Origin of the sequence: Sphaerisporangium dianthi, from assembly GCF_042654065.1 — a bacterium.
Classification (GTDB): Bacteria; Actinomycetota; Actinomycetes; order Streptosporangiales; family Streptosporangiaceae; genus Sphaerisporangium; species Sphaerisporangium dianthi.
In genome coordinates, this window is sequence record NZ_JBHSFP010000035.1 from 1 (window position 1) to 26,511 (window position 26,511).

Below are 26,511 nucleotides of genomic sequence, written 5' to 3' on the forward strand. Positions count from 1 at the left end.
CCGCCCACCCGCGGCTCCACCTCGCTGCGACCCAGAAACCAGGAGTCCAACCCCGGACCACCGGACACCGCCTCCCACACCTGCGAAGCACTCGCCCGCAGCTCGATCTCCTTGCGCAACTCGAACGCGTGCGTCATCGCATGACCCCCTCGACATCGGTCTCCGTCTCGTCCGGCACGTGGGGGTGCATCGCCACGATCAGCCGGTGCACGCGGCCGCCCTCGGCGGTCTCGTCGTGGTACTCGCCGGCCAGCTCCTTGACCGTCTCGGCGAGCCGTTCGGCGAACGCCGCCCGGTCGGCCGCCGAGGCGAAACGCACCTGGCCGTCGATGGTGAAGGTGGCCACCCGCCTGCGCGCGTGGGCCGCGGCGACGACGAGCCGGCCGACATCGCGCACGAGCCCCGCGGCCACCGCCAGCAGCCAGCGCGCCGAGAGCTGGTCCGGCGAGCGCCCCGGATCGGGCGCCACCGCCGCGAGCGCGACCGGCGAGATGACGTACGAGGCCGCCGTGGCCCGCATCACCCGCTCGGTCACATTGCCCTTGCGCCGCTCCTCCGCCAGCTCGATGAGGCCGTGCCGCTCCAACGCCTTGAGGTGGTAGTTCACCTTCTGGCGAGGCAGGCCGACCCTGCCGGCCAGCGTCGCGGCCGATGCCGGTTCGACCAGCTCGGCCAGCAGCCGGGCCCGAACCGGGTCCAGTGAGACCTGGGCCGCCGCCGCATCCTCGATCACCGCAACTTCGAACATGCCATAACGGTCTCACCGACAAACGAAGTTGTCAAGACTGTTCAAGTTGTCGGTTTGCGGCGGGCGCGGAGCGGCGTCCGGCACCGGGACTCGTCGGGGCCGGATCGGGTAGATGGGGGTGATGTTCATCTTGTTCGGGCTCCGCACGACCATTCATCCGCTCGGCACGCTGAGCTCCGTCTGCCACGGCTGCGGCGTCATGGCGGTCCAGATGCTCTCCCGGCGGGTCACCCGGTTCAGCCTGTTCTTCGTACCGCTGTTCCGGCTGCGCACCAGGTACGCGGCACAGTGCACGTCGGGCGGCGCCACGTACGGCGTCTCGAAGCAGGAGGCGACCCGGGCCGCGATCCGCTGACAGGTGAGCCCGCGGCGCGAGCGGCCGGCCGTTTTCCGAGGGGGCAGGAGCGGGGAGGGTGACCACATGACCGTTGGCCACGCCGATCCGGCCGCGATGCTGGGCGTGGCGCTGGAAGAGGCCAGGAAGGGCTACGCCGAGGGCGGGGTCCCCGCCGGCGCGGCGCTGTTCGGACCGGGAGAGCGGCTGCTCGGCCGGGTCCGCAACCGCCGCGTCCAGGACGGCGACCCGTCGATCCACGGCGAGACCGCCGCCTTCCGCGACGCCGGCCGGCAGCGCACCTACCGGAGCGGGCCGCGGCCACCCGGCGGGTGGCGCCCCGAGGCCCGGTCAGGCGTCCTGGACGGCGGCTTCCACGACGGGAATCTCGGCGGGCTCCTCCTCCGCGGGGAGGTGGATGATGAAGCGGCTGCCGCCGGTGAAGGCGAGGTCCAGCTCGATGCGCCCGCCGTGGTAGGACGCGATCTTGCGGCAGAGCGCGAGCCCGATGCCGGTGCCCTCGTAGGCGTCGCGGGTGTGCAGCCGCTGGAAGATGAGGAAGATCTTCTCGGCGTACCGCGGCTCGATGCCGATGCCGTTGTCGGTCACCGTGATGCGCCACTCGTCGCCGTCCCGCTCGGCGTCGATGCGGACGACCGGCGCGCGATCGGGATGGCGGAACTTCAGCGCGTTGCCGATGAGGTTCTGCCAGAGCATGACCAGCTGCGTGCGGTCGCCGGTGATCTCTGGCAGCTCGGCCGCCTCGACGACGCCGCCGGTGTCCTCGAGACGGCCCGCGAGGTTGCGCACGGCCAGGTCCACGGTCTCGTTGAGCTTCAGTCGCGTGTGCTCGGCGTTCAGCCTGCCGATTCTTGAGAAGGTCAGCAGCTCGTTGATGAGCGCCTGCATGCGCTTGGCGCCGTCGACGGCGAAGCCGATGTACTGCTTGGCGCGGTCGTCGAGCTGATCGCCATAGCGCTGTTCGAGCATCTGGGTGAAGCTGGCGACCTTGCGCAGCGGCTCCTGCAGGTCGTGGCTGGCCACATAGGCGAACTGCTCCAGCTCGCCGTTGGAGCGCCTCAGCTCCGCGGCCTGCCGGGCGAGCAGTTCACGCGACTGGCGGGTCTCCTCCAGTTCGGTCACGATGCGCAGGCGCATGGCCTCCATGTCGCGGGCCAGTTCGGCGACGTCGGCGGGGCCGCCGGTGTCGACGTGGTGGCCGAAGTCGCCCGCGGTGACCCGGCGAGAGGCGTCGCGCAGCCGCTCCAGCGGCCGGAACACCACCAGACGGAGCAGCACGGCGAGCGCGATGATGGTGAGCAGGAAGAACCCGATGATGCCGCCGAAGCTGATGTCGCGCGCCGACCTGGCGGCTTGGAGGTCGGCGCGGGAGACGTCGCGCGCCCGTCCCCAGGCCGCCTCCTGCGCGTCGAGGGCCGCACGCAACGTGTCGAAGGCGTGCCGGCTCTCCTCGGTGCGGCCGGCGGGCAGGCTGTCGGGCCCGTCGCGGCGGACGATCGCGATCTGCGGCTCGGCGTACCGGGCGCGCCATTCGACGCTCAGCCGCTCGACCTCGCTCAGTTCGCGCAGCGGCGGAGCACCGGGCGCGAGCCGCCGGACGGCCGCGACGGCCTGCCGCTCGGCCGCCTGCCCGGTGGTGTAGGGCCCGAGGAAGTCCTCCTTGCCGGTGAGCAGGAAGCCGCGGACGCCGGTCTCCTGGTCGACCAGCGCCGTCCGGATCCTCTCGGCCTGGATCCTCGCCGGGGAGATCTCGTCCGACAGCCGGTTGGAGACCTCCGTCGTGTGCCGCAGCACCAGGGAGGCCACCAGGGCGGACCCCGCCAGCACGATGACCATGACGACCAGCACCAAGGCGAACCAGGCCTGGGCGCTCCAGCGCGTTCTCATGCAGTGCCCGGAACGACCTCGGCGATGGCGGACATGAAAGGCATCGTAGCTTTTCCCCGGTACCCCTCAGGACAGGTGACGGCGAGCGATCGGGCGAGCGCGCCGGGCGCGGAAATCACCTGGACAGGCTCCCTCCGCAGAGGAATAAGGGGTACGGTGGCAACGCTTACTTAGTTGAAATTTCAACGACAAGAAGGATGATGAGGGCGATGCAGTTCGGGATCTTCAGTGTGGGCGACGTCACCACCGACCCGGTCACGGGCACGACGCCGAGCGAGCACGAGCGGATCAAGGCGATGGTCGCCATCGCCCTGAAGGCAGAAGAGGTCGGCCTGGACGTCTTCGCCACCGGCGAGCACCACAACCCTCCCTTCGTCCCCTCCTCGCCGACCACGATGCTCGGCTACATCGCGGCGCGCACCGAGCGGATCATCCTCTCGACCGCCACCACCCTGATCACCACCAACGACCCGGTGAAGATCGCCGAGGACTACGCCATGCTCCAGCACCTGGCCGGCGGGCGCGTCGACCTGATGATGGGACGCGGCAACACCGGGCCGGTGTACCCGTGGTTCGGTCAGGACATCCGGCAGGGCATCCCGCTCGCCATCGAGAACTACGCGCTGCTGCACCGGCTCTGGCGCGAGGACGTCGTCGACTGGCAGGGCCGGTTCCGCACTCCGCTGCAGGGCTTCACCGCGACGCCCCGCCCGCTGGACGGCGTCCCGCCCTTCGTGTGGCACGGCTCGATCCGCAGCCCCGAGATCGCCGAGCAGGCCGCGTACTACGGCGACGGGTTCTTCGCCAACAACATCTTCTGGCCCAAGGAGCACTTCGTCCGGCTGATCGGCCTCTACCGCGAGCGCTTCGCCCACTACGGGCACGGCGCCCCCGAGCAGGCCATCGTCGGCCTCGGCGGCCAGGTGTTCATGCGCAAGAACTCCCAGGACGCGGTGCGCGAGTTCCGGCCCTACTTCGACAACGCCCCGGTGTACGGCCACGGCCCCTCGCTGGAGGAGTTCACCGAGCAGACGCCTCTCACCGTGGGCAGCCCGCAGGAGGTCATCGACAGGACGCTGACCTTCCGCGACACGTTCGGCGACTACCAGCGCCAGCTGTTCCTGATGGACCACGCCGGCCTGCCGCTGAAGACCGTCCTTGAGCAGCTCGACATCCTCGGCGAGGAGGTCGTGCCGGTGCTGCGCAAGGAGTTCGCCGCCGGCCGGCCGGGCCAGGTGCCGGACGGCCCCTCCCATGCGGCCCTCGTCGCCCGGCGCGACGCCGAGGCGGCGCAGGGGCAGCAGATCGCCGCCGACACCGCCTCCTGACCGCCCTCCCCACCCCGCATCCCCTCCCCCGCCATCCCCTGACCACCGGGAGTTCTCAATGAAGCCGTTGAAGCTCGTCGCCGTCTCCGCGGGGCTCGGCAGGCCGTCCTCGACGCGCCTGCTGGCCGACCGCCTCGCCGAGGCCGCCCGCGGCCGCCTGGCCGGGGAGCGGGATGTGGAGGTGCGGGTCGTGGAACTACGCGACCTGGCCCGCGACATCGCCGGCAACCTGGTCACCGGCTTCCCCTCCCCGGCCCTGGCCGAGGCGCTGCGCGCGGTCACCGAGGCCGACGGCCTCATCGCCGTCACCCCGATCTTCACCGCCTCCTACAGCGGGCTGTTCAAGTCGTTCGTCGACATCGTCGAGAACACCGCGCTCGTCGGCAAGCCGGTGCTGATCGCGGCGACCGGCGGCACGGCCCGCCACTCGCTCGCCCTGGAGCACGCCATGCGCCCGCTGTTCGCCTACCTGCGCGCGGTCGTGGTTCCGACCGCCGTTTACGCCGCCTCGGAGGACTGGGGCTCGGGCGGGGATGAGCGCACGGGCGCCCTGGCCGGCCGGATCGCCCGCGCGGCCGGCGAGCTGGCCGGCCTCATGCTGCGCCGGCCCCCGGCCGCCGAGCCGGTCGAGGAGCTCATCCCCTTCGAGCAGCGGCTCGCGGCACTGCGCCCCTGATCCGCGCGTCCCACCCGCTGATCACGGGGCCGCTCCTTGACCCCCGGCAGCGGTCCCCTGATCGGCGCCCGTCCGATGAGCCCCCGTCCGATGGGCGCCCGTCCGATGGGCCCCCGTCCGCGAAGCCACGCCGTCGTACGCGCCGTCCTGCCATGATGGACCGATGCGAAAGCCGACCACGCCGCGGGAGCCCGCCGCGCCTCGCGCCGCCGGTTACCTGATCGAGCGCGAGCTGCGCGCCGGAGGGGCGCGCGTCATCGCCGGGGTGGACGAGGTCGGCCGCGGCTCGTGGGCCGGGCCGGTCGTGGTGTGCGCCGCGATCACCGACCTGAGCCCGCCGCCCGAGCTTTCCGGACGCGGCGGGGCGACCGTGCGCCTCACCGACTCCAAGCTGCTGGCGCGCACGCACCGTGAGGCGTTCGCCGAGGCGCTGCCCGGCTGGCTGACCTGCCACGCGATCGGCGCGTCGAGCGCCGAGGAGATCGACGAGGTGGGCATGACCGAGGCGCTGCGCCGCGCGGCGACACGGGCGCTGGACGCCCTGCCGTGCCGCCCCGACGTCGTCATCCTGGACGGCAAGCACGACTTCCTCCGCAGGCCGTGGCGGGTGCGCTGCGAGGTCAAGGCCGACCTGCGCTCGGTCAGCGTGGCCGCCGCGTCGGTGCTGGCCAAGGTGCACCGCGACCGGCTGATGGCCGCCCTCGCCCCCGAGCACCCGGCCTACGACTTCGCGGGCAACGCCGGCTACCCCTCCCCCGCCCACCAGGAGGCTCTGGCCGAGTACGGCCCGACCCCGCACCACCGGCTGTCGTGGTCCTATCTGGACGACCTGCCCAAGTGGCGGCACCTGCGAAAGCACCGCGACCCCCTGGCCGCCTCCGGCCAGCTCTCCCTCCTGTGACCGGGGCACGCTCCAGGTGAGGTCACCGTCAGCCGCTCCGGCGGACGTCCTCCAGCACGCGCGTCACGCGGCGCTGACCGATGGCGCCCTTGACCTCGCCGTGCACCGTCTCGAGGTCAGCGTCGTCTTCGGCATGTCTCGCGACGTGCCCACGGTGGGATTCCGATCGCATTGACGCGGATCGCCCGTCCCAGGGCGCGGCTTGCCGGTTCGATGAGGACATATCAGACACTTATGACCCGAGCTTGACGGTCCGCCGAGTAACGTGCGTGAGGGGGACAAACACGTCATTGAGGGATTATTTTGTCATTGTCTGATTTCTGGACCATCAAACATCGGCTGTGCGACGCGACCAACGCGCACGCGCTAGATCGCATACTCGACTGCTACAGCCGCGACGCCGTCCTTGTCACGCCGTCGGGGACGATGGAAGGGCACGAGCAGATAGCCTGGCTCTACGAGCAGTTCTTCCGCGGCTTTCCCGACTTCCACCTGACGGCGTGGTTCGAGGCCGCCGACTGCGACAATCCCGCGATCACCGAATGGACGGTCACCGGTACCCACGAAGGGCCGCTCCTGCTGCCCGACGGGCGTGAGCTCCAGGCGACCGGCCGTCGTGTCATCTACCGTGCCACCTGCTCGTCCTTCGTCGAGAACGGCAAGATCACGACGCATCGGGAGTACTACGATCAGCTGGAGCTGTACAGCCAGCTGGGCTTCGGCCTGAAGGAGCTCGACCCCGCCCTCCGCGCCGTATAGGGCGCCAGAGCCGGAGCGAGGACGGCGAAGGCGGTCCGCGCCAGGATGCCCGCGAGCGTGCGCGCGGCGGGCAGCGGCGATGGGGGTAGTGCGGCCGACACGGTGCGACGCGGCGCCAGCTCGCCCAGGGAACGCAGCGCGACCCCTTCCGGCACGGCCCACGCGGCGATGGACGGTACCAGGGTGACACCGAGCCCGGCCGCGACGAACCCGAACTTCCCCGTCCAGTCACCTATCTTGAGGGTGGCGCGAGGCGTGAACCCCGCGCGGGCACAGGCGTCCGCGAGCATGGTCCGCTGCCCGTGCGGCGGCGCCTCGATCCAGGTCTCCTCACGCAGGTCGCGCAGGTCGATGTGGCCGGCCGCCGCCAGCCGGTGATCCGCGGGCAGGGCGACGAGCAGCTCGTCCCGCACCAGTTCGATGATCTCGATCTCGTCGTCGTAGGGCAGGCCGGAGGGATAGTCGCTGACCACCGCGACGTCCAGGCCGCCCTCGCGCATGCGGCGCAGCAGACCCGTGCTCGGCCCTTCGGCGGGAGCGAGCTCGACCTGCGGGAACTCATGGCGGAAGGCGCGCAGGGCCGCGGGGACCAACGCGACGTTGGCCGTGGCGAACGCCCCGAGACGGACCCGCCCCTGGTAGCCGCCGTGGATGCCGGCCAGCTCGTCGGCGGCCCTGGCCAGGCGGTTGAGGACGGCCCGGGCGTGCTGCCAGAGCAGTTCTCCCGCGGGCGTCGGGCGTACTCCGCGGGCGAGCCGTTCGAACAGCGGGCCGCCCGCCTGCCGTTCCAGGGAGGCGATGCGGCGGGAGACCGCGGACTGGGTGTAGGCCAGTTCCGCGGCCGCCGCCGTGAAGGAGCCGGTCCGCGCCACGGCGTCCAGCAAGCGCAGTGCATCGACGTCGAACACATTCCTCCAGCGCATGGGATATATGCAATGTAGTCGCTGGTGGAATGCCAAGCACGTGTCTACGGTCATCATCCATGATTGCTTTTCTCGGACTGGGACGCATGGGCGTCCTGATGGCGCGGCGACTCGTGGACGCCGGACACACCGTGACGACGTGGAACCGGACTCCGCGGACGGTGCTCGGGGCACGGGCCGCCGGCTCTCCCGCCGACGCGGTGGCGGGGGCGGAGCTCGTCATCACGATGCTCAGTGATCCGGCGGCGGTGAGGGAGGTGCTGGAACAGGCGGCGCCCGCGCTGCGCGACGGCACCCTCGTGGTGGAGATGTCCACGATCGGGCCCGAGGCGGTGGCCGGCCTGCGCGACCGGCTTCCCGCGGGGATCGGTCTGGTGGACGCACCGGTGCTGGGCAGCGTGGGCCCGGCGCGCGAGGGCGCGCTGACGGTCCTGGCCGGCGGGCCGGCCGGCGATGTGGCGCGCTGCCGCGAGGTGCTCGAGGTTTTCGGTCAGGTGCGGGAGCTCGGCGGCCTGGGCGCGGGAGCGGCGATGAAGGTGGCCGTGATGAGCGCGGTGGTGCCCTCGCAGGTGCTGCTGGCCGAGACGGTCGCCTATGGCGAGGCGATCGGGGTGAAGGCGGGAGCGCTGCTGGAGGTTCTGGGCGTCACCCCGCTCGGCGCGCTGGCCGAGCGGGTCCGCCCCGCCGTGGAGGGTGGGCGCGCCGAGCGCCGCTACGGACTCGGCCTGGCCGCCAAGGATCTCGCGCTGGCCGCGCATCCCGTCCAGACCCTCGCGGCCGCCGCCTGGAGGCGGCTGGACGGGGCGATCGCCGCCGGGCTCGGCGGCGACGACCTGACGGCCGTGTTCCAGCACGTCGGACACGCGGAACCGTCAGGCAGCGCGGAGACACCGGACGGCGCGGGGACATCGGGCGGCGTGCGCGCGCGGACGCGGGTGGAGAAGATCAACCCTGCCTCGGTGCCCGCCACGAACGGGCTCTACTCACACGCCACACGGGTCGGCGACCTGGTGTTCGTCTCGGGGCAGGTGGCACTGGACGACGCGGGGAACGTGATCGGCGAAGACGACATGGCGGCTCAGGCCGAGCGGGTGATGGAGTCCTTGGCCCGCATCCTGGCCGACCAGGGATGCACGTTCGACGACGTGACCCACATCCGGACGTTCCTCACCGACATGTCGCGTCTGGCCGAGTACGGGACCGTGCGTAAGCGGTACATCACCGGCGAGCCGCCGGCGAGCACGACCGTGGAGGTGTCACGACTGTTCCGGCCCGGTCTGCTGATCGAGGTGGAGGTGACGGCGGCCGTGCCGGCGGCCACCGTGCTCTGAGCCGCGCGGCCTGGACAGACGTCAGGGGGCGGCGGCCATGAGGGCGGCGGTCTGGGAGAGGACGACGCCGAGAGGGGCGTCGACGGTCAGGTCGGCGTAGTCGTCGCCGCGGGTCGGCCCCTGGTTGACGATCGCGACCGGTATGCCGAGCTTCGCGGCCCGGAGCACGAACCTGCGGCCCGACATCACGGTCAGGGACGAGCCGAGGACCAGCAGCAGGCGGGCGCGTTCGACGAGGGCGAAGCACGCGGCGACGCGGCCGGGCGGGACGGTCTCGCCGAAGAAGACCACGTCGGGCTTGAGGACCCCGCCGCCGCACGCCCGGCATCCGACCGGGCGGAACGCCTCGATCTCCTCCTGCGGCAGTTCGACGTCGCCGTCGGGGTTGACGGCGGTGACCAGGGCGCCGAACCGGGGGTTCGCCTGCCGCAGTCGGTGGTCCAGTTCCTCGCGCGAGGTGGCGTCGCCGCAGTCGAGGCAGACCACGCGGTGCAGGCTGCCGTGCAGTTCGATGACGCCCGTCGCGCCGCCGGCCTGGTGGAGGCCGTCGACGTTCTGGGTCACGACGCCGGACAGCAGGCCGTGCCTCTGGAGCCGGGCGACCGCGTGGTGGCCGGAGTTCGGCCTGGCCCCCGCCATGGTGCGCCATCCGGCGTGGCTGCGCGCCCAGTAGCGCCGCCGCGCGGCCGGGTCGCCGGTGAAGGTCTGGTAGGTCATCGGGGTGTGCCGCCGCAGGGCTCCGCTCGGCCCGCGGTAGTCGGGGATGCCCGACTCGGTGGAGATGCCGGCCCCGCTCAGGACCACCACGTCGCCCTCGGCCAGGAACTTCGCCAGCATGTCCGCGCCCTCGTTCACCCCTCCATGGTGCCGCACGGTCCCGGCCGCGCGAAATCGTCCGGCCCGCGACCCCGCGACCCGTGATCTCCGCCCGTTCGAAGATCTCCGCCTGCCGCCCCCGCCGCCGCTTCCATCGCCGGCCGGTCGTTCGACGCCCCCTGCGGACCTGGACGACCCCTGCGGACACGGTCCGTCGCGTACAACCCCGCGAACAGGGCGTAAGCGGCCTGCAAGGCGGCATATAGCGACGCCGCGCACACTCGGGTCACGAAATGACCCAGGGGGTGGAACCATGCGAACGTCCTTACGGCTGGTGACGGCGGGAGCGGTATTGGCGGGGGCCGCCGCGATGCCGGGCGTCGCCGTCGCCTCACCGGCCGAGGCCGCGCGCGAGGTGGCGACCGGAACGCGACTGGCGGCCCGCACCGATCCCGCGGTCCAGCTCATCCAGACCGACCACACCGCGACGGTCACCGTCCCCTCTCCGCGGGCCAAGAAGGCGTTCGGCGCGCTGTTCGACGCGGCCGCGCGGCACGCCAAGGCCGGGCGCATCCCGGCCGACCACCAGAGCCAGGTCAAGTGGGTGCTGCGCACCGCCGCCTCGCACGTCGACCGCTACCTGGCCTCGGCCGCGCCCGCGCGCACGGCCAAGGTGGACCGGCCGGGCCTGTGCACCGGCTGGTGGGTGACGCCGGACGGGTACATGGTCACCGGCGCGCACTGCGTGGGCACGACCAGGACGGCGCTGCGGCGGTTCTACGGCGCCCAGGTGCTGCCCGCGATCACCGCCGCGGACACGAAGTCGTTCCTGAAGGCGATACGCAAGAGCGCCCAGCCCGACGACGAGCTGGTGCGGCTGGCCAAGACGATGTTCGGCCGTTTCAACGCGGACAAGATGCGCGTGACGGGGATACACCGGAGCATCAAGGTCATCAGCCCGCTGCCCGGCGGCGGCATGGACAAGACGGCCAAGGTGACGCCGATCAGGCTGATCGCCAAGGGCCGCGACTACCCCGGCGAGGACTTCGCCGTGCTGAAGATGGGCGGAGCCCGCAACCTTCCCACGGTGCCGCTCGGCCGGGACTCCGACGTCCGCGTGGGCGACCCGCTGTACATCAACGGCTTCCCCGGCCTGGTCACCACCAACACGGCCGTCTTCGACCTGCGCTCGCGGCTGTACCCGGCGCTGACCGAGGGCGCCTACAACGCCCGGCGCACGACCGTGCTGGGCGTGCCCTACATCCAGGCGCAGGCGCCCTCGTACCACGGCAACTCCGGCGGGCCGGTCTTCGACAAGGAGGGCAAGGTCATCGGGACGCTGATCGCGGGGTCGGTCGACCCGGCCACCGGGGAGACGGCCGAGAACCACAGCTTCATCCTGCCGGTCGGCATCGTGCGCAAGCGCCTGGCCGCCGCCGGGGTCGTCCCGTCCGCTTCGCGGACGACGCTGCTGTACGACGCCGCGCTCGCGGACTTCTTCGCCGGCCGCTACAAGATGGCGCTCCCGCGGTTCCGCCAGGTGCGCAAGCTGTTCCCCGCCCACCCGTACGTCGCCTCCTACATCACCGAGGCCGGGCGCGCCATCGCGGCGGGCAAGGACAGGACCCCCCGCCGCTGACCCCCGCCCGGGCGGCACGCGCCGTCCCGCCCTCCCCGAGGGGGGCGGGACGGCGGAGGGCCGTCAGGCCTGGCGGCGGAGGGCCGTCAGGAGGCCCCGCCCCGGCGCTCGTGACGGCCGGGACGCAGGTAGTGGCGCAGCCGGCTCAGGAACGGCGCGCCGGACCCGGGACGGTGACCGGCGGCGGGGCCCGGCCCTCCCGCCGGGTCGGCGGCGTCGGCCGGGACCTGGCCCCAGCGGGCCCGGACCATCCACTCGACGTAGGACTGCAAACCGGAGTTCATGACAGCACCTCGTTTCACATCGTCGGACTGTGGTCGTCGTCGTGAGCGGGCTGGAAGAGGCCGAGAAGGGCGCCGAGCTCGGCGCGGTCGCCGATGCCGAGCTTGCGATAGGCGCGCTGCAGGTGGTTCTCGACCGTGCGCACGGACAGCACGAAGTGCGCGCTGATCTCCTTGCTGGACAGGCCCTTGGCGGCCAGTTCGGCGATCTGGTGCTCTCTGCGGGTGAGCCTCGGCCGTTCCAGCGCGGACAGGGCCGGGGTCCGGGCTCCGCTGGACCTGGCCAGGCGCAGCGCCCGGGCCGCCGCGGCCGAGGCCGCGGCGAGATCTCCGGCCGCGCGGTGGCAGTTGGCCTGCTCGGCGGCCGCCTCCGCGGCGAGCAGAGGGCTGCCGAGCCGTTCCAGCTCGGCGGAGGAGGCGGCGAGCCCGTCGCCGTCCCCGGCCGCAGCGGCCTCGACGTGCGCCGCGTACAGCGGCACCGCCCCGTCCCCGGCCTGCCCGGCCAGCTCGCGGAGGCGGGCGAGCACGTGCTGGGGAGCGCCCATCCTGGCCACGTCGTGCAGCGCGAGGGCCTCCATGCCGACGGCGCCGAACTCGCGGGCCAGCGCCGCGCCCTTCTCGGCGATGGCAGGGGCGTCGGGGGAGTCGCCTGCCGCGGCGACCCACGAGCGCGCCAGCTCGATCCAGGGCTGGAGCAGCCACAGTGACCGCTGGGCCAGGCCGTCGGCCTCCGCGAGGGCCCGGCGGGCCGCCTTGACCTCGCCGGCGAGCGCGAGGCCCTGGGCGAGCTGGGCGAGCAGCACGGCCAGCAGGCCGCGGTCGCCGTGGTGGCGGGCGATGGCGACGCCCTCGCGGCAGCGGTGCAGCTCCTCGCGGACCTCGCCGCGCGCCCGGGCGACGAGTGCGCGCAGCAGGCAGAACCAGGCGATGGCGAAGGGGAACTGCCGCGCCACCGCCCGGTCGTACCCCGCGGCGGCCTGCGCCTGGGCCTCCAGGAAGCGGCCGGTGAGCAGGCAGGCGTGCACCCACCCCAGCTCGATGAAGATCTCCAGCCAGGGCAGTTCGCCCTGCCATCTCAGGCTCAGCTCGCGGGCCTCGCCCAGGGCCTGGAAGCTCTCCTCCGGCCGCCGCAGGAAGGCCAGCGCGACGCCGCGGGCGACCTCGGCCACGCAGCGGGCGCGGGAGTCGCCGGGCACGTCGGCCATGACCTGCTCGGCGAGCACCACCGCCGCGTGGCAGCGTCCGCCGAAGACATGGAGCAGCGCCTGCAGGGCTCGCAGCTCCGCGCGCGGCTCGCCGCCGGTGAGGTCGTCCAGGCCGGTGCGGAGCAGCAGCCACGCCTCGGACACGTTGTCGAGCCCGAAGGCCAGGTTGAACGCCCGGACGCTGGTCAGCCGCGCCCGGTCGCGCTCACGGGCGGGCCGGCCGAGGTGGGCGAGCCGGGCCTCGGCGTCGCCGGAGCGCCCGGCGAACATCAGCCCGTAGCCGAGCGGTTCGGCGACCTCGACCCCCTTGCCGGCCTCGACGGCGCATCCGGCGAGCTGCCCGCTGAGCGGCAGGTCCATGCGCGACCAGGCGTCCCTGGTGGCGGCGGCGACGGCGACGGCGGACGGCCGCTCGCCGTTCTCCAGGCGCCACGCCGCGACCTTGAGCAGGTCGCCGGGACCGGGCGCGGCGGCTTCGACGGCGCCCGCGAGCTCCTCCCTGCACCGGCGCGCCCGCAGCCGGGGGGCGCGGGCGCGCAGCACGTCCCCGTACAGGGGGTAGGCGAGCCGTGCGCGGTCGCGGCCGCCGAGCCGCTCGACCTTGACGATGCCGCGCGCCTCGACGGTCTCGACGGCCGCGCGGGAGACCAGCCCGGCCAGGACGTCCACGCTGACCGAGTCGCCGAAGGCGAGCAGTTCCAGCGCCCGGCGGCACTCGGGGGTGAGGCCGGTGAGCCGCTTGTCGACCAGCCCGGCCAGCCGGGAGGTCACAGGGAGCCGCTCGCCGCCGCGGCGGACGCCTTCGGCGAGGGTGAGCGCGCCGGTCTCGAGCATGGCGGTGGTCAGTTCGCGCAGCAGGAAGGCGTTGCCTCCGGTGGCCTCCCAGCACCGCTGGACCAGCGCGCCCTCGGCGGGTCCGCCCAGCGTGCTCGCGAGGACCTCTCCGACCTCGGCGCGGGTGAAGGGGCGCACCTCGATCCATTCGGCCAGGCCGCTGGTGCACAGGTCGGCGATGGGGTCGGGGATGCCCTCGCCGCTGCGCGAGGCGGTGAGGACGAACGCCTCACGGTGGCGGGCCATCTGGAACGCCAGGGCCACGGACGCCTCGTCGAGCAGGTGGGCGTCGTCGATGACCAGCAGCAGGTCCCGGCCTCCCGACTGGCCGATCAGGGCGTCGGCGGCCATGCGCAGCGCGTTGCCGTTGAACGCGGTGTCCATGAGGGCGGCCGGAAGGTACTGCGCGAAGGCTCCGAAGGGCACCGAGGAGGTGGCCTGGCACGCGCAGGCGCGGACGACGAGGTGGTGGCCCTCGTCCGCTCGCCGGACGACCTCGGCGAGCAGGCGGCTCTTGCCGGCGCCGCCGGCGCCGATGAGCGCGGCCCCGGACAGCCCGGGGTGGCGCATCGCGGCGTCTATGCGGTCCAGTTCGTCCTGCCGGCCGACGAAGATCTGCCCGAGCTCTGCGATCGCGACCCATGACCGCGGAACGTAGAGCGGGGAGCGCCCGTCGCCCGCGATCAGGCCGACCTGTTCCCGTGCGACAGGGACTTCGAGCGTCATATCGCCTCTCCCGTGTCATCGGTGCGCGTTTCCAGATCATTGTCATTTGCACCCCGTACCGGACACCAGTGCGCCGATCATTGGGCCGATGTGAATCCGTCATACGCATTCCCTTAACAGCTCACAATGGCCTCCCACCAGGCACGTTGCCCACTGGAAAGCGGGTGAGTAACGCCCCGGCGCGCGTTGAGTAGCGTCGCACCGCCAACAGAGCACCGCGAGGTATTACACCGTCATAAACCGTTGCCTACCTTGGTCGTCAGGCAAGTACTGATAGTTCCGATCGGACGACACCTCCACTGGAGAACAGGAAACCCATCACGAGAAAGCGGCCCAATGCTGATAACGAAAACGTCCGACCCATGGCCCGCCGAGGTCGTCGAGAAAGGGTGGAGCCACGGCCGGCTTCCCATTCCGGCGTCCAGCGAATGGAACGAGTTCGCCAAGTACTGGGAAGACCTTCCGGCCGACAAGTACGTCGAGAAGAGTCACGGCACCACCCGGCTGCGCCGCATCGGGCACCTGCTGGCCCGCGGCGGCGAGGGCGCGGGCGTGACCATGGAGAGGGCGCCGCACGGGGCCTTCTACCAGAGCGCCGACATCAACTCGGTGTACGGCGGGCAGGTGCGCACGTTCGCCCCCATCACTGCCGAGACCTACGACAACCTCTGTTTCCGCGCGGCCCTGGAGCATGACCTGGGCCTGGTCAGGCAACTGGAAGGGGACTATCCGACCTGGCTGGTCACCGTGCACCTGATCCGCGTCGTGGCCGCGGGCGACTCGGCGTCGGCCCCGGCGCCCGAGGGCCGGCACACCGACGGCCACGACTACGTGATCATGCACCTGGTCAACCGGGAGCGCTGCGCCGGCGGCCTCAGCCGCGTGTTCCGCAAAGGCGGCGACCGGCCCGCGCTGGAGCACACGCTGCTGGAGCCGATGGAGACCGTCGTGATCGACGACCGGACGATGGAGCACGAGGTCACCCCGATCAGGCCGCTCAACGCCACCAGCGCGGTCCGGGACATGATGATCATCGATTTCGACCGTGTGAAGCCTGGCGACTGAGAAGGCCGGCGCCGCGAACCGCGCCTGTCCATGGAAGGGCGCCCGGCGGAAATGGGCGCCCTCGCATGAAAACCGCCCGCGTGTGAAAGGCGCCTGGATATCCGAGCGCCGGCGCGTGAATCACGCCCGGCTTTCGCCGGGACCACGCCGGGCCGAACACATCTCGTCACCCGAAACACACACCACGCCGAGGAGTTCTCATGGCAAACATCACCACGGCCGCCCCCGCATGCCTGCAGTGCGAGACGGACATCACCGTGCCGTCCGACGTCGAGCTGGGCGACATCCTGGCCTGCCGCGGCTGCGGCCAGGAGCACGAAGTGCTGGACATCGCGCCCGTCGTCCGGCTGGACCTGGCGCCGGAGGTCGAGGAGGACTGGGGTGAGTGACGCCCCTGCGGACGTGCTCGTCTCCGTCACGATCATGCGCCCTGAGGAGCGGCTGCTCCTCTCGGCGTTCCGCGCGGCCGGTCTGACCGCGCGGTCCGTGACGCCCCGGCACACCACCGCGTTCCTCAACGACCGGGCGCTCGCGCCCCGGCTGGTCATCCTCCGCAACGTCTCCCACCGCGAGCTGGCGGGGATGTCCGACCGCTTCGAGCAGGCGGGCGTCCCCACCCTGAACACCCCGGGCGCCGTGCGCCTGTGCCTGTCCAAGGACCTGCAGGCGCTCGCGTTCGCCCGCGCCGGGATCCCCCACCCGGTCACCCGCATCGCCTTCTCCGCCGAACAGGTGGGCGAGCAGATCGAGGCGCTCGGCGGGCACGGCGTCGTCAAGCCGGTCAGCGGATCCTGGGGCCGGGGCATCGTGCACATCACCACCCCCGCCGAGCTGGCCGCCTGGAGCGGCGGCTGGGAGGGACTGGACCCGTCCGGGCGATCCTTCCCGGTGGTCGTCCAGGAGTACATCCCCAAACCGGGCTTCAACGAGCGGGTCATCATCGTCGGGCACACGCCGGTCGTGGCCTACAAGCAGGTGAGCCCCGACCTCCGGACCAACACCCACCTCGGCGGGACGGTCGAGCCGATCCCGCTGTCGCCGAGGTCGGCGGAACTGGGCAGGCGCGTCGTCGGCCTGTTCGGCCCGGGCTTCTACGGCGTCGACCTGGCCGAGTCGGCCGAGACCGGCGAGCTGTACGTGCTGGAGGTCAACGCCAACCCGGAGTTCGCCAAGTCGGTGGAGATCCACGGCGTCGACATCCCCGGCCACCTGGCCCGTTTCGCCCGCTCGGTCATCGAGGCCGACGACGGGCGGTTCGCCGAACGGAAGGAGAGGGCGGCATGACCGACCGGATGAAGGTCGCCGTGCTCGGGGCCAGCGGCTTCATCGGCGCCGAACTGATCAGGCTGCTGAGCGACCACCCGCAGGCCGAGGTGTCGTTCATGTCGTCCCAGCAGCACGCGGGCAAGCCGCTCGGGCAGGTGGTGTCCGGGCTGCGCAACTCGCGGCTCGCCGGGCGCAGGCTGCGCGCCGCCGACGAGCTGTCGAAGGTCGACGTGGCGTTCTCCTGCCTGCCCAACGGGGTGCTCCCCGGCATCCTGGACGAGGTCAGCGGTCAGGCCGACCTGGTGCTGAACGTGGCCGGCGACTACCGGCTGCGCGACCCCGGCGAGATCGCCGAGCACTACCCGGAGTCGGCGCCGGGCTGGCGGCAGCAGATCCCCTACTACGTGCCCGAGTTCACCGCCAGGCCGAGCGAGCCGGTCGTCAACCTGCCCGGCTGCATGGCGTCGGCCGGCCTGTACGCCCTCTACCCGCTGTTCCGCGACGGACTGGTGGAGCCGAGGGCGGTGGTCGACGCCAAGACCGGCTCCAGCGGCGGCGGCACCCACAGCACCGAGCATCCGGCGCTGCGCGACGGCAACGTCCGGGTGCACAAGCTGCACGGGCACCGGCACGCGCCGGAGATCCGGCAGGCCCTGGCCACCTGGACGGGCACCGAGCCCGAACTGCAGTTCTCCGCCTTCAGCCTGCCGGTCGCCCGCGGCGTGTTCGCCACGGCGTACACCTGGCTGCGCGAGGGCGTGGACGCCGGCCAGGTGCGCCGCGCCTACGCCAGGGCCTACGCGGACGCGCCGTTCGTGCGCATGAGCAACGGGCGCTCACCGATGGCGTTCCCCATGCTCAAGACCGTGGTCGGCTCCAACACCGCCGAGGTCGGGGTGTCGGTGGAGGGCTCCCGCTGCGTGGCGGTGTCCGCCCTGGACAACCTGATCAAGGGCGGGGCCGGCCAGGCCGTCCAGGCCATGAACCGCGTCTTCGGCCTTGAGGAGACCCTCGGACTGCCGGAGGTGGGAGCATGGCCGTGAGCCCGGCCGGCGGGTACGACCCCGCCGCTCTCAAGGCGATCAACGCCCACCGCGCGCTGTACACGGTGAAGCTGGGCAGCGCGACGCTGCGCCACCCCGAGGTGTTCGACGAGCTGGCCGAGCTGAGCGGACGCGGGGCGCGGCTGCTGGTGGTCACCGGCGGCGCGGCCGACATCAAGCTGCACTACGCCCTCATCGGCCGGCCGGTCAGGACGCTGACCCTGCGCGGCGGCGACGAGGTGCGCTACTGCCCGCCGGACGAGATGGCCCACATCATCGACGCCTACGAGCAGATCACCCTGCCCCGGGTGCGCGAGGAACTGGGGCGGCGCGGGCTGTCGGTGTTCGCCACCACCGGCCGGGCCGAGGAACTGGTCACCGCCACGCCCAACGGCCCCATCCGGGCGCTCGACGGCGGCCGGCAGCGCTTCGTGCGCGACCACCGCGCCGGGACGGTCGACCGCGTGGACGGCGCCCGCCTGATCGAACTGCTGGACGCCTTCGACGTGGTGTGCCTGTCGCCGCCGGTGGCGGCCACCGACGGCGGCTCGGCGCTCAACGTCGACGCCGACGTGCTGGCCGCCGAGGCGGCCCTCGCGGTGGACGCCGACCACCTGCGCCTGGTGACCGGGACGGCGGGGCTGCTCACCGACCCCGCCGACCCCGGCAGCACGCTCCCGCACGCCACGGCGGGCGAGGGCATGGTCTACGCCGGGGGCCGGATGCGGCAGAAGGTGCGCGCCGCCGAGCTGGCGCTGGCGGGCACGCCCGACATCGCCATCACCGGCCCGCACACCCTGGACGCCGGCAGCGGCACCCGGTTCTGGCGGGCCCCGGCCCCCGCGCACGACCTCGGGCTGCTGGCCAACATGGTCGAGCTGTCGTCGGTCTCCGGCGACGAGCGGGAACTCGCCGAGTACCTGGTCGACTGGTGCGCCGCCAACGGCGTGGACGCCGAGATCGACGAGGCGGGGAACCTGGTGGCCACCCGCGGCGCCGGTCCGCGGCGGCTGCTGATGGTGGGGCACCTGGACACCGTGCCCCACCGGTGGCCGGCCCGCTGGGACGGCGAGGCGATCACCGGGCGCGGCTGCGTCGACGCCAAGGGCAGCCTCGCCGCGTTCCTCGCCACCCTGGCCGCCCTGGAGGTGCCGAAGGACGCCACCGTGCGCGTCGTCGGCACCGTGGAGGAGGAGCGCACCGCGGCCGGCGCCTTCCACGCCCGCGACCGCTACCCGGCCGACGCCGTGATCGTCGGCGAGCCGAGCGGGGCCGCGGCGCTGACCATCGGCTACCACGGGGTGTGCAAGGCACGGCTGAGCGTGTCGCAGACCACCGCGCACACGGCCGGCAAGGCCGCGCGCACCGCCGCCAGCCGCATCGCCGACGCCGTCACCGCGGCCGAGGCCGAGATCGCGCGGCTCGGCGCCGACACGCTGTTCGCCGTCATCAGCCTGCGCGCGGGCAGCCGGGGCGGGAGCCAGACGGCCGAGGCGGTCGTCGACGTGCGGGTCCCGCCGGGCACCACGCCGGGCGAGATCGTCGAGGCCCTGCGCAGGGCCGCCCCCGCCCCGGTGCGGGTGGAGACGCTCCTGGCCACCCCGGCGGTGGCCACCTCGCGCACCAGCGCGCTGGTCAAGGCGTTCACCCGCGCCATGCGGGCCACGACCGGCGCCTCCCCCAGGCTGCTGGCCAAGAAGGGCAGCAGCGACATGAACACGCTCGCCACCACCTGGCAGGGCGTTCCGATGGTGGCCTACGGGCCGGGCGACGCCTCGCTGGACCACACCCCGCACGAGCTCCTGGAGGCGGCCGAGTACCGGCTGGTCACCGCGGTGCTCGGCGAGGCGGTGCGGCGCTGGCTGCGCGACGGCGCGTCCTGCGAGGAGCCCCTGCCGGCCGGCGCGGGCGCCGTGACGACGGGAGAGAGGGGATGAACGAGATCGACCTGGCGCGCGAGCGCGCCCAGCGCGCCCGCGCGAGCGTGGTGGACATGGCGGCGAGCCCGGCGGGCTGCCACCTCGGCGGCAGCCTGTCCGTGCTGGACATCCTGGTCGCCGCCTACACGGTGGCCGAGAGCAGGCCCGGCGTCGAGGTGGTGCTCAGCAAGGGCCACGCCGCCGCCGCGCTGTACGCGGTGCTGCACCAGACCGGCTCCATCGAGGAGGACCCCGCGCCGCGTTACGGCCGGGCCGGCGAGCCGTACACCGGGCACCCTTCCCCCAAGGTGCCCGGGGTGCGCTTCCCCACCGGCAGCCTCGGCCACGGGCTCGCCTACGCGGCCGGCTGGGCGCTGTCGCGGCGGCTGCTCGGCGAGCCGGGCGGCGCCATCGCCGTGGTCGGCGACGGCGAGATGCAGGAGGGCCTGGTCTGGGAGACCCTCCAGATCGTCCAGGCCAAGCGCATCGGCGGCCTCACCGTCGTGGTCGACGTCAACGGCGGCCAGAACGACGGGTACGTGGCCGACATCTCGCCGATGACCGACCTGCCCGCCCGGCTGGCCGCCTTCGGGTTCGACGTGATCGAGGCCGACGGCCACGACATCGAGAAGCTCGCGGCCGTACTGGTCCCCGAGGACCGGCCCAAGGCGGTGCTCGCCGCGACCGTCAAGGGCAAGGGCGTGCCCGCCACCGAGGGCAAGGCCTCCTCCCACTACGTCAAGATCAGCCCGGCCCGCGCCAAGCAGTGGAAGGCGGTGCTCCGATGACGCTCCCCGGACGCGAGGCGTACAAGGACGAGCTGACCGCGCTGGCGGCCGGCGACCCGCGCATCGTCTGCCTGGAGGCCGACCTCGGCGGCCCCTCGCACCCGTTCGCCGAGCGCCACCCCGACCGGTTCTGCAATCTCGGGATCGCCGAGGCCGCCGCGGTGGACATCGCGGTCGGGCTCGCCTCGGCCGGGCTGCGCCCGTTCCTCAGCACGTTCGCCGCCTTCGGCACCTGGCGGGCGGCCGAGAGCGTCAAGCTCGGGCTCGGCTACCAGGGGGCCCCTGTCGTGCTGGTCTGCCCCTACGGCGGGGTGTCCGGCGGCTGGTTCGGGCCCACCCACCACAGCCTGGAGGACCTGGCCGTGGTGCAGAGCCTGCCCGGCGTGCGCATCGCCGTCCCGTGCGGCGAGGCCGAGACCCGGGCGGTCATCCGGGCCGCCGCCGGCGAGGACCGGCCCTGCTACGTGCGGCTGGCGCGCAACGAGCCCTACGAGGCGCCGTTCGAGCCGGCCGGCCGCGGCGAGGCCGGCTGGGTCCGCGGGACCGGCGGCCCCACCTGCCTGGTGTCGGTCGGCGAGAAGCCCGCGCAGCTGTGCGTGGCGGCCACCGAGCGGCGCCCGGACCTCTCGCACGCCCACCTGTGCTGGGTGGACTTCGAGAGCCTGGCGCAGGCCGCCGCCGAGCTGGCGGAATCGGCCCGGCGGCTGGTGGTGGTCGAGGAGCACCGCGCGGCCGGCAGCGTCGCCTCGACGCTGGCGCTGCTGCTGCCCGGGCACGAGGTGCTCAGCGTCAACGCCGGGACGTCGTGGCCGTCGGAGGGCGGCGGCCACGACGACACCCTGGCCTCGCTCGGGCTCACCGTGCCGGCCGTGCTGGCCGCTGCGGACCTGGGCGTTCCCGAGACCGTCACCATCGGCCTGGCGGCCCGCGGCGCGCCCCGCCCCGCGACCGCCTCCGGCACGCCCCACGCCACCACCGCCGGCACCGGCACCGGCACCCCCGGCGCCACGCATGCCCCTACCACTCACAGCCAGGGAGCGACATGACCACGACCGTCCACAAGAGCGCCACCGCCGTCGAGGTGACCCGCCAGACCCTGTCCGACCCGTCGCTGACCAAGCGCAGTCCCGGCGAGGAGTTCGCCTGGGCCGTCTCGCGCGACCGCGAGGGCGGCGACGTCGTCGTCGCGCTCAACGGCTACCTGCCCTCGGCGTTCCCGCTGTTCGCCACCCGTCCCCGCTACACCGTCCGCCACCTGCTGAAGGTGGCGAGCGTCACCGACCGGCCCGCCGCCTACGTCCGCGAGGCCCCCGAGCCGGGGCGGGACGTGCCCGGCAACACCTACGCCAGCACACCGGAGTCGGCGTTCGGGCCGAGCGTCCAGCACGCCGAGCTGACCGACCTGGTGATCGACGTCGCGGTGCCCAAAGGACTCGTCGACGAGCCCGCCCTGCTGGCCGCGTTCGTCGACTACCGCGTGCTGGTCCGCCTGGGCGTGGTGGAGAACGAGTCGCTGCTGCACGGCACCGCCGACGGCAGGATCAGCGGCCTGCTCACCCTGCCCGAGCTGCGCACCGGCGCGTTCGGTGACGACGTCTGCGAATCGCTGACCTCGGCAGCCGCCCGGGTGGAGGACACCGGCGGCTCCTGCGACGGCATCGTCGCCCATCCCGCCCTGTACTGGCGGCTGGTGCGCGACGGCACGCTGAGCAAGCTCACCGAGGTGGGCATCAAGGTGGCCCGCACGCGGATGATGCCCCGCGGGCAGGCACTGCTCGGCGACTTCCGCGCCGCGGTCACGCTGCTCGACCCCGGGGTCTCCTCGCTCACGCTGCGCAGGAACGCCGGGCCCGAGGGCGAGGACGTGGTCAGAGCGCACGCCCGGGCCGGCCTGGCCGTGCACCTGCCCCAGCACTTCCTGCTGCTGTCCCGCCCCTGATCAGAACGGAGGTTCACGCGCGATGACAGACCGACCCAGAGTCCTGTACATCACCGGCTGGCTGCGCAGCGGCAGCACCCTCCTGGGGAACGTGCTCAACGAGCTTCCCGGGGTGCTGCACGCGGGCGAGCTGCATTATCTATGGCAGAACGGGGTGCTGCGGGCGGGTACGAACTCGGTCTGCGGCTGCGGGGAGCAGGTTCGCGCCTGCTCCCTGTGGTCGGCGGTCCTCGCCTCGACCGGCGAAGGCGACCTCGAGGCGGCCCGCCGAGTCACGGCCGCGCAGCGACGGTCGCTGCGCACCCGTCACACGCGGGCCCGGCTGGCCGAGGTGCGCTCGGGCGGCCCCGCGGCCGCCCCGGTGACCGCGGTCCTGGACCGGATGGCCGGCCTCTACCGCGAGCTGGCCGCCCGTGGCGGCGAGCGGCTGGTGGTCGACGGCTCCAAGTACCCCGCCGAGGCCGCGGCCCTGCTGGGACGCGAAGACCTGGACGTGCAGGTGCTGCACGTCGTGCGCGACCCGCGCGCCACCGCCCTTTCGTACCACAAGAGCAAGCAGTACATTTCCCCCATGAGCCCGGCGGCGAGCACGGCCTACTGGACGGCCTTCAACGCGGCCTCCGAACTGGTCGGCTCCGCGGCGGGCGAGCGCTACCTGCGGGTGCGCCACGAGGACCTGGTCGCCGGCCCCGCCGAGGTCGTCGAACGGGTCATCCGGTTCGCCGGGCTGGACGACGCGACGCCGGTCGACGCCGGCGGGACCGTCCACCTGGGCCCCAACCACACCGTCACCGGCAATCCCGACCGGCTGACCCACGGCGCGGTGTCGATCCGCGGGGACGAGCGCTGGCGGACCGAGCTGCCGCCCCGGCACACGGTGACCGCGACCGCCCTCGCCCTGCCCCTGCTGCGCCGCTACGACTACCCGGTGCGGGTGCCGCGCCGTCGCGCCCCGATCGGGAAGGAGAGCCTGAGATGGACCTCGGACTGACCGGGCGGGTGGCCCTGGTCGCGGCGGCGAGCAGCGGCCTCGGGCTCGGCGTCGCCCGCGCGCTGGCCGCCGAAGGCGCCCATGTGTCCATCGCCGCCCGCGACGCCGGGCGCCTGGCCCGCGCCCACGCCGAGGTGGACGCCGCCGGGCCCGGGCGGGTGCTGAGCACCGCCGTGGACCTGCGCCACGACGACGCGGTGGCCGCCTGGGTGGAGCGCACCGCCGAGGAGTTCGGCGCCCTGCACGTGGTCGTGACCAACTCTCCGGGGGTGCCGCACGGCCGCGCCGACGCCTTCACCCCCGGCCAGTACCGGGAGGCCATGGACTCCTCCATGCTCCCGCACATCGCGATGGCGCTGGCCGCGCTGCCGCACCTGAAGGCCGCCGGCTGGGGCAGGATCTTGATGATCACCTCGGAGGCGGTGCGGCAGCCGCTGCCGGGCACCGCCCTGTCGGCGACCGCCCGGCTCGGCCTGCTCGGCTTCGCCAAGGGCCTGGTGCACACCCTCGGCGCGAGCGGCGTCACGGTCAACGTGCTGGCGCCCGGCTGCCATCGCACGCCCGCGTTCGAGACCTTCCTCGAGGCGCGTCTCGCGCACGACAAGGAGACCGCGCTGAAGGAGATCACCTCGGAGATCCCGCTCGGCACGGTCGGCGACCCCGGCGACTTCGGCGCCCTGGCGGCGTTCGTCGCCGGCGAGCAGGCGAAGTTCGTCACCGGGACCGTGCTGGTCGCCGACGGCGGCAACACCAGGGGGCTCGGATGAGCGCGACCATGGTGGACTACCAGCTGGGCCGGCTCGACGCGCTGGAGTCGGAGGCGATCCACGTCTTCCGCGAGGTGGCCGCCGAGTTCGAGCGCCCCGCCCTGCTGTTCTCCGGCGGCAAGGACTCCATCGTCCTGCTGCGCCTGGCCGAGAAGGCGTTCTGGCCGGCGCCGATTCCGTTCCCCGCCGTGCACGTGGACACCGGCCACAACTTCCCCGAGGTGCTCGGCTTCCGCGACCAGCGGGTGACCGAGCTCGGCATGCGGCTGGTGGTCGGCTCGGTGCAGGCGTCCATCGACGCGGGCCGGGTCGCCGAACCGGGCGGCCGGTGGCCGACCCGCAACCGGCTGCAGACCACCACGCTGCTGGACACGATCGCCGGGCACGGGTTCGACGCGGTGTTCGGCGGCGCCCGCAGGGACGAGGACAAGGCGCGGGCCAAGGAGCGCGTCTTCTCCTTCCGCGACGAGTTCGGGCAGTGGGACCCGAAGAACCAGCGGCCGGAGCTGTGGAACCTGTTCAACACCCGCATCCGCAAGGGCGAGCACATCCGGGTGTTCCCGCTGTCCAACTGGACCGAGCTGGACGTGTGGGAGTACATCGCGCGGGAGCGGCTGGAGGTGCCCTCGATCTACTTCGCCCACACCCGGCGGGTGTTCGACCGCGACGGCATGCTGCTCGCCGAGAACCCGCACCTGACCTCCGCGCCGGACGAGCCGGTGTACGAGACGACGGTGCGCTTCCGGACCGTGGGCGACATGACCTGCACGGGGGCGGTCTCCTCCGCCGCCGCCGACGTCGAATCGATCATCAAGGAGATCTCGGTCGCCCGGACCACCGAGCGCGGGGCCACCCGGGCCGACGACCGCGCCAGCGAGGCGGCCATGGAGGACCGTAAGCGTGAAGGCTACTTCTGACCCCGGCGAATCGAGCTGACCATGGACATTCTGCGGTTCGCTACGGCCGGCTCGGTCGACGACGGCAAGAGCACCCTCGTCGGCCGCCTGCTGTACGACTCCAAATCGATCTTCGAGGACCAGCTCGACGCGGTGGAGCGGGCCAGCCTGTCCCGCGGCGACGAGCGCATCGACCTGGCGCTGCTCACCGACGGCCTGCGGGCCGAGAGGGAGCAGGGCATCACCATCGACGTCGCCTACCGCTACTTCGCGACGCCGAAGCGCAAGTTCATCATCGCCGACACGCCCGGCCACCTGCAGTACACCCGCAACATGGTGACCGGCGCCTCCACCGCCGACCTGGCCATCGTCCTGGTCGACGCGACCAAGGGCGTGCTGGAGCAGAGCCGCAGGCACGCCGTCCTGCTCAGCCTGCTCGGCGTGCCGCACATCGTGGTGTGCGTGAACAAGATGGACCTGGCCGGCTACAGCAGGGAGGTCTTCGAGCGCATCAAGGACGAGTTCACGGCGTTCGCCGCCAAGCTCACCGCCTCCGACGTGACGTTCGTGCCGGTCTCGGCGCTGAACGGCGACAACGTGGTCGAGCGGTCGATGGAGATGCCCTGGTACGAGGGCGGTTCGCTGCTGCACCTGCTGGAGACGGTGCACATCGCCTCCGACCGCAACCTGGTCGACCTGCGCTTCCCCGTGCAGTACGTGATCAGGCCGCAGTCGGGCGCCCACCACGACTACCGGGGTTACGCCGGCCAGCTCGCGGGCGGGACGCTGCGTCCCGGCGACGAGGTGCTGCACCTGCCGTCCGGGCTGACCACCCGGGTGGTCGCGATCGACACGCTCGACGGGCCGGTGCGGGAGGCGTTCCCGCCGATGTCGGTCACGCTCCGGCTGGCCGACGACATCGACATCTCCCGCGGCGACATGCTCTGCCGTCCCCGCAACGCGCCGGCGGTCACCCAGGACATCGACCTGATGGTGTGCTGGATGGGCGACCAGCCGATGCGGCCGGGGTCCACGCTGGCCGTCAAGCACACCACCCGCACCGCGCGGGCTCTGGTCCGCGACCTGCACTACCGGCTCGACGTGCACACTCTGCACCGCGACCAGGACGCCGGCGTCCTGCGCCGCAACGAGATCGGCCGGCTGAGCCTGCGCGTCACCCAGCCGCTGTTCTGCGACCCCTACTCCCGCAACCGGCTCACCGGCGGGGTCATCCTCATCGACGAGGCGACCAACGCCACGGTGGGCGCCGGCATGATCACCGGCTCCGGCGGGATCGCCTGACCCCATCGCCGGCCGGCCCGGGTGCCGGCGCCGCCCCTCGCGGGAAATGAGTACCGCCCGACACCAATGGAGTAACGCCAGGCATTAACCCGGCACCGCCGCATTTCGTACCGTCGGTCTCGTCAA

General features: G+C 72.9%; 25 protein-coding genes. 19 read left to right on the plus strand and 6 right to left on the minus strand.

Annotated elements, in window-relative coordinates:
* Positions 1-133: 133 nt before the first annotated feature.
* Positions 134-748 (minus strand): ArsR/SmtB family transcription factor, encoded by a 615-nt coding sequence (locus ACFO60_RS33635; RefSeq protein ID WP_380848877.1) that lies wholly within the window; start codon positions 746-748, stop codon positions 134-136.
* A 112-nt stretch (positions 749-860) separates the two neighbouring features.
* On the opposite strand from ACFO60_RS33635, the gene ACFO60_RS33640 reads away from it, so the two are divergent.
* Positions 861-1,103 carry a zinc ribbon domain-containing protein gene (locus tag ACFO60_RS33640; RefSeq protein WP_380848880.1) on the plus strand — a complete coding sequence of 81 codons (243 nt, stop codon included), beginning with the start codon at positions 861-863 and terminating at the stop codon, positions 1,101-1,103.
* Positions 1,104-1,433: 330 nt separating this feature from the next.
* Here ACFO60_RS33640 and ACFO60_RS33645 read toward each other — a convergent pair whose 3' ends face one another.
* The gene (locus ACFO60_RS33645) at positions 1,434-2,990 is read right to left on the minus strand and encodes a sensor histidine kinase (RefSeq protein WP_380848883.1); all 1,557 of its coding nucleotides are present in this window, start codon (positions 2,988-2,990) and stop codon (positions 1,434-1,436) included.
* 209 nt (positions 2,991-3,199) lie between these two features.
* Here ACFO60_RS33645 and ACFO60_RS33650 point away from each other — a divergent pair, with 209 nt between their 5' ends.
* The 4 genes from ACFO60_RS33650 (at position 3,200) to ACFO60_RS33665 (ending at position 6,654) form a co-directional block, all read left to right on the plus strand.
* Positions 3,200-4,318: an LLM class flavin-dependent oxidoreductase gene (locus ACFO60_RS33650; protein ID WP_380848886.1), complete on the plus strand. Its 1,119-nt coding sequence runs from the start codon at positions 3,200-3,202 to the stop codon at positions 4,316-4,318.
* Between the two features lie 58 nt (positions 4,319-4,376).
* Positions 4,377-4,994, plus strand: a complete 618-nt coding sequence (locus tag ACFO60_RS33655; RefSeq protein ID WP_380848890.1) for an FMN reductase — start codon at positions 4,377-4,379, stop codon at positions 4,992-4,994.
* A 163-nt stretch (positions 4,995-5,157) separates the two neighbouring features.
* Positions 5,158-5,895, plus strand: a complete 738-nt coding sequence (locus ACFO60_RS33660) for a ribonuclease HII (RefSeq protein ID WP_380848893.1) — start codon at positions 5,158-5,160, stop codon at positions 5,893-5,895.
* Between the two features lie 309 nt (positions 5,896-6,204).
* On the plus strand, positions 6,205-6,654 hold the full coding sequence (locus ACFO60_RS33665; RefSeq protein ID WP_380848896.1) for an ester cyclase: 450 nt from the start codon (positions 6,205-6,207) through the stop codon (positions 6,652-6,654).
* Here ACFO60_RS33665 and ACFO60_RS33670 read toward each other — a convergent pair.
* Positions 6,585-7,562: a LysR family transcriptional regulator gene (locus ACFO60_RS33670; protein ID WP_380848899.1), complete on the minus strand. Its 978-nt coding sequence runs from the start codon at positions 7,560-7,562 to the stop codon at positions 6,585-6,587. The genes ACFO60_RS33665 and ACFO60_RS33670 overlap by 70 nt on opposite strands.
* A gap of 74 nt (positions 7,563-7,636) precedes the next feature.
* On the opposite strand from ACFO60_RS33670, the gene ACFO60_RS33675 reads away from it, so the two are divergent.
* Positions 7,637-8,908, plus strand: a complete 1,272-nt coding sequence (locus tag ACFO60_RS33675; RefSeq protein ID WP_380848902.1) for an NAD(P)-binding domain-containing protein — start codon at positions 7,637-7,639, stop codon at positions 8,906-8,908.
* A 21-nt stretch (positions 8,909-8,929) separates the two neighbouring features.
* On the opposite strand, the gene ACFO60_RS33680 is transcribed toward ACFO60_RS33675, so the two are convergent.
* Positions 8,930-9,745, minus strand: coding sequence for an NAD-dependent protein deacetylase (locus ACFO60_RS33680; protein ID WP_380849123.1), 816 nt, complete (start codon positions 9,743-9,745; stop codon positions 8,930-8,932).
* 292 nt (positions 9,746-10,037) lie between these two features.
* Here ACFO60_RS33680 and ACFO60_RS33685 point away from each other — a divergent pair, with 292 nt between their 5' ends.
* Positions 10,038-11,363, plus strand: a complete 1,326-nt coding sequence (locus tag ACFO60_RS33685) for a trypsin-like peptidase domain-containing protein (RefSeq protein ID WP_380848905.1) — start codon at positions 10,038-10,040, stop codon at positions 11,361-11,363.
* Positions 11,364-11,449: 86 nt separating this feature from the next.
* Here the strand turns inward: ACFO60_RS33685 and ACFO60_RS33690 are convergent, their stop codons facing one another.
* On the minus strand, positions 11,450-11,647 hold the full coding sequence (locus ACFO60_RS33690; RefSeq protein ID WP_380848908.1) for a hypothetical protein: 198 nt from the start codon (positions 11,645-11,647) through the stop codon (positions 11,450-11,452).
* A 14-nt stretch (positions 11,648-11,661) separates the two neighbouring features.
* Positions 11,662-14,409, minus strand: coding sequence for a helix-turn-helix transcriptional regulator (locus tag ACFO60_RS33695; protein ID WP_380848911.1), 2,748 nt, complete (start codon positions 14,407-14,409; stop codon positions 11,662-11,664).
* 336 nt (positions 14,410-14,745) lie between these two features.
* Here ACFO60_RS33695 and ACFO60_RS33700 point away from each other — a divergent pair, with 336 nt between their 5' ends.
* The 12 genes from ACFO60_RS33700 to ACFO60_RS33755 all read left to right on the plus strand — a co-directional run bounded on the left by ACFO60_RS33700 (position 14,746) and on the right by ACFO60_RS33755 (position 26,385).
* Complete coding sequence (locus tag ACFO60_RS33700; protein WP_380848914.1) at positions 14,746-15,474, plus strand: 2OG-Fe dioxygenase family protein; 729 nt, start codon at positions 14,746-14,748, stop codon at positions 15,472-15,474.
* Positions 15,475-15,674: 200 nt separating this feature from the next.
* On the plus strand, positions 15,675-15,863 hold the full coding sequence (locus tag ACFO60_RS33705; protein ID WP_380848917.1) for a lysine biosynthesis protein LysW: 189 nt from the start codon (positions 15,675-15,677) through the stop codon (positions 15,861-15,863).
* Positions 15,856-16,758 carry an ATP-grasp domain-containing protein gene (locus tag ACFO60_RS33710; protein ID WP_380848920.1) on the plus strand — a complete coding sequence of 301 codons (903 nt, stop codon included), beginning with the start codon at positions 15,856-15,858 and terminating at the stop codon, positions 16,756-16,758. Before ACFO60_RS33705 ends, ACFO60_RS33710 begins: the two co-directional genes overlap by 8 nt.
* Positions 16,755-17,783, plus strand: coding sequence for an N-acetyl-gamma-glutamyl-phosphate reductase (gene argC, locus ACFO60_RS33715; RefSeq protein WP_380848923.1), 1,029 nt, complete (start codon positions 16,755-16,757; stop codon positions 17,781-17,783). The genes ACFO60_RS33710 and argC overlap by 4 nt, the downstream gene beginning before the upstream one ends.
* Positions 17,774-19,720 carry a M20/M25/M40 family metallo-hydrolase gene (locus tag ACFO60_RS33720; RefSeq protein ID WP_380848927.1) on the plus strand — a complete coding sequence of 649 codons (1,947 nt, stop codon included), beginning with the start codon at positions 17,774-17,776 and terminating at the stop codon, positions 19,718-19,720. The genes argC and ACFO60_RS33720 overlap by 10 nt, the downstream gene beginning before the upstream one ends.
* Positions 19,717-20,490: a 1-deoxy-D-xylulose-5-phosphate synthase N-terminal domain-containing protein gene (locus tag ACFO60_RS33725; RefSeq protein WP_380848930.1), complete on the plus strand. Its 774-nt coding sequence runs from the start codon at positions 19,717-19,719 to the stop codon at positions 20,488-20,490. Before ACFO60_RS33720 ends, ACFO60_RS33725 begins: the two co-directional genes overlap by 4 nt.
* A complete protein-coding gene (locus ACFO60_RS33730) occupies positions 20,487-21,536 on the plus strand; it encodes a transketolase family protein (protein WP_380848933.1) in 1,050 nt (349 codons plus the stop codon). Before ACFO60_RS33725 ends, ACFO60_RS33730 begins: the two co-directional genes overlap by 4 nt.
* A complete protein-coding gene (locus ACFO60_RS33735) occupies positions 21,533-22,429 on the plus strand; it encodes a family 3 encapsulin nanocompartment shell protein (protein WP_380848936.1) in 897 nt (298 codons plus the stop codon). The genes ACFO60_RS33730 and ACFO60_RS33735 overlap by 4 nt, the downstream gene beginning before the upstream one ends.
* Positions 22,430-22,451: 22 nt before the next feature.
* Positions 22,452-23,420: a sulfotransferase gene (locus tag ACFO60_RS33740; RefSeq protein WP_380848939.1), complete on the plus strand. Its 969-nt coding sequence runs from the start codon at positions 22,452-22,454 to the stop codon at positions 23,418-23,420.
* Entirely contained in the window at positions 23,405-24,187 is a 783-nt protein-coding gene (locus ACFO60_RS33745) for an SDR family oxidoreductase (RefSeq protein WP_380848942.1), read from the plus strand. Before ACFO60_RS33740 ends, ACFO60_RS33745 begins: the two co-directional genes overlap by 16 nt.
* Complete coding sequence (gene cysD, locus ACFO60_RS33750; RefSeq protein WP_380848945.1) at positions 24,184-25,104, plus strand: sulfate adenylyltransferase subunit CysD; 921 nt, start codon at positions 24,184-24,186, stop codon at positions 25,102-25,104. Before ACFO60_RS33745 ends, cysD begins: the two co-directional genes overlap by 4 nt.
* Before the next feature lie 15 nt (positions 25,105-25,119).
* Complete coding sequence (locus ACFO60_RS33755; protein ID WP_380849126.1) at positions 25,120-26,385, plus strand: sulfate adenylyltransferase subunit 1; 1,266 nt, start codon at positions 25,120-25,122, stop codon at positions 26,383-26,385.
* Positions 26,386-26,511: the final 126 nt, after the last annotated feature.